We start from the raw sequence: 2,737 nt of genomic DNA, 5'->3' as shown, positions 1-2,737 counted from the left end.
GTCGTAGGAGATATCTGCAGCCGCCGGCTCCGCGTATTCCTTGGGGGGCCGGTTCTCCACCAGCTTGATGAACACGCTCATACCTTGACGATAGAACCCTCGCGGTTTTCTCGCGTGACATGCCGCCTGCGGAGCAATGGATCAGACAGATCCGACAACCGTTGCACGCTGCTCACATCGATCACTGCCATGCCGGGAGTTCATGTGCGCACATCCTTCAAGGGAATTCCTGAGAACGTCCGACCTCGCATGGCCCGCGCCACCGCGGGCACCACCCCTACAGGCTGCCGGCAAAGGGCCCGCGATGGCAGGAGTTGAACGCCGGCCCCGGACAGGGGGCCCGGGCCGATCGGAAGCGTTCGGGGAGCAGCTTCTGGGGACCTTGCTGGACCGGGGGCACGAGTCACCGCCGCATCTGCTCGGTCCGCTGATCGCGGAACAGGTGGGCCGGCTCGGCGGCCGCGAGATCGCGATCCTTTTGCAGGACTACGGACAGCTGCTGCTGGTGCCGGTGCCCGGCGAGGGGCTGATGACCGGTGAGCCACAGCCGATCGACGATTCCGACGCCGGCCGGGCCTTTCTGGACGGGCGTCGCGTCGAGATGGAGCAGGCCGACGGTGTGCGGGTCTACCTGCCTCTGCTGGACGGCGGGGACCACGTGGGCGTCATGGCCGCCACCCTGGACGCCGTCGACGACGACGACCGGCGGCTGCTGCGCAGAATCACCGCTCTGGCGGCCGACATGCTGGTGACCAAACACGGCTACACCGATCTGTTCTTCCGGGTCCGGCGCAGGGAACCGATGAGCGTCGCCGCGGAGATCCAGTGGTCGGTCCTGCCACCGCTGGCGATGTCCGTGCCCCGGGTCGCGGTGGCCGGGATGCTGGAGCCCGCATACGACGTCGCGGGCGACAGCTTCGACTACGCCCTCAACGGCGACATCCTGCACGTGGCCGTGGTCGACGCGATGGGCCACGGTCTGGACGCCGCCACGATGGCCACGGTGGCCATCGGCGCCTACCGGCACGCCCGGCGCATCAGCATCGGGCTGTCCGAGATCTACGCGTTCATGGACCGGGCGATCGCCGGCCAGTTCGGCCCCGACCACTTCGTGACCGCCCAGATGATGCGGCTCAACACCGCGACCGGGCACCTTCAGTGGGTCAACGCGGGCCATCCCGCGCCCCTGCTCATCCGCGGGCAGCACGTCATCCGGCGGCTCCACAGCCCGACCACCCTGCCGGTCGGATTCGGTGGTCAGGAACCCCGGATCAGCGAGCTGGCCCTGGAGCCGGGCGACCGCGTCCTGTGCTTCACGGACGGCTTGATCGAGGAGCACAAAACCGGCGGGGAGGAGTTCGGCGAAGAACAGCTCATCGACTGGGTGGACCGCATCGCGCGCACCGGGACCGAAGTGCGGACGGTGGTCCGCTCCCTCTCCCACACCCTCATGCGGGAACGGGGCGGAATCACCACCGACGATGCAACTCTCCTCCTGGTCGAGTGGCGCGGCGCCACGGACGACCACCAGAGCTCCCGATAAGGGGACAGCACTCGCGCGCGGGACGGCCGGCTGCCTGCAGCCAGGCCGTCTCCCGCGCGGCGGCGCGGGCCGACCGCAGCTGGGCCAGTACGACGTCGTCGATGCCGGCGAGCAGCCGCCAGGCCGTGGGCGTGGCGGCCACCGGGCCGAACGCCTCGCCCTGGTCGCGCGGCACGGCCAGGTCCGTGATCGTCTCGCCGCCGTCGGCGAGCCCGCGAGATCGGTGGCGATGCGACCCGGGTCATGACCGGTGCCACGTGGCCGCAGCGGGCCGAGCGCGATGGAGTACGCGCCTGTCAGCCCGGTCGCCTCGGTGAGATCCGCCAGCAGCCGTGCCCAGGCATGCCCCCCGAACCGTCAGCACTGACATAGACCTTGGGACGCGAACCGATGGCCTGCACGCAGAAAGTGCCTTCCGCTTGGTACGACAGAACCCCTCGACAAGGTTCATCGTCCCAGTTCAGAAGGCACTTTCGCGTTCTGGGCCACCACCTGGACCCGCCGCAACCGAAACGGCGAGGTTAAGCCGTCCCCGAAAGCGCAGGGTCAAGGAATCGAACGAGTCCGCCGGCGAACCGCCGACAGTGCCGATCCCTCCGCAGAACGCTGGGGCGGCGGCCGCAGGCTCCGGCCCCGAGGTTCTTAACCCGGTTAAGGGTGAGCAGGGATCAGCCGGCGCGCCTCGATGTCCTCGTCGGTGAGTGGGCACTGGACGCTCGGTTCCCCGGCGACCAGCCCGTCGCCGCCCGCCCCGGAGAAGGGCTGCCCGAAGGCCCGCAGCTGGTTCGAATGGGCGCTGGACGGACAGGTTCTGGTGCAGCGCACGGAGATCCCGGTTCCCGAGGCGCCCGACGGCCTCATGGTCGTACGTACTGATCCCGGGACCGGTACGTACACCCAGCACTACTTCGACTCCCGCGGTGTGGCGTGCCTGTACGCGATGACCTTCGCCGACGGGGTGTGGACCGCACGCGGGAGTCGCCCCACTTCACCCCGCTGGACTTCCGGCAGCGCTTCACCGGCACGTTCAGCGAGGACGCGAACACCATCACCGGGGCCTGGGAGGTCCGCTTCGACGAGGGCGAGTGGGAGCACGACCTCACGCTCACCTATCGCAGAGTGGGGTGACTCCGAGCCGCTCGGACTCCGGCGAGCTCCCGCACGGTGGCCATGTCGCTGAAGGGCAGCAGCGCG

General features: G+C 69.2%; 3 protein-coding genes and 1 pseudogene. 2 read left to right on the top strand and 2 right to left on the bottom strand.

Features of this window, described 5'->3' with window-relative positions; translation table 11 throughout:
* Positions 1-304: 304 nt before the first annotated feature.
* Entirely contained in the window at positions 305-1,543 is a 1,239-nt protein-coding gene (locus AB0D04_RS42540; protein ID WP_362712850.1) for a PP2C family protein-serine/threonine phosphatase, read from the top strand.
* Between the two features lie 34 nt (positions 1,544-1,577).
* Here AB0D04_RS42540 and AB0D04_RS42535 read toward each other — a convergent pair.
* Both AB0D04_RS42535 and AB0D04_RS42530 read right to left on the bottom strand, forming a co-directional pair.
* Positions 1,578-1,974, bottom strand: a pseudogene (locus AB0D04_RS42535) (IS1380 family transposase); the annotation flags it as partial.
* Between the two features lie 220 nt (positions 1,975-2,194).
* Positions 2,195-2,368: a hypothetical protein gene (locus AB0D04_RS42530; RefSeq protein WP_362712848.1), complete on the bottom strand. Its 174-nt coding sequence runs from the start codon at positions 2,366-2,368 to the stop codon at positions 2,195-2,197.
* 135 nt (positions 2,369-2,503) lie between these two features.
* On the opposite strand from AB0D04_RS42530, the gene AB0D04_RS42525 reads away from it, so the two are divergent.
* Complete coding sequence (locus tag AB0D04_RS42525) at positions 2,504-2,671, top strand: hypothetical protein (RefSeq protein ID WP_362712846.1); 168 nt, start codon at positions 2,504-2,506, stop codon at positions 2,669-2,671.
* Positions 2,672-2,737: the final 66 nt, after the last annotated feature.

This window comes from Streptomyces sp. NPDC048483 (assembly GCF_040651455.1).
Classification (GTDB): Bacteria; Actinomycetota; Actinomycetes; order Streptomycetales; family Streptomycetaceae; genus Streptomyces.
The sequence above is the reverse complement of the archived record's forward strand: the minus strand, read 5'-3'. Positions and strand labels throughout refer to the sequence as shown.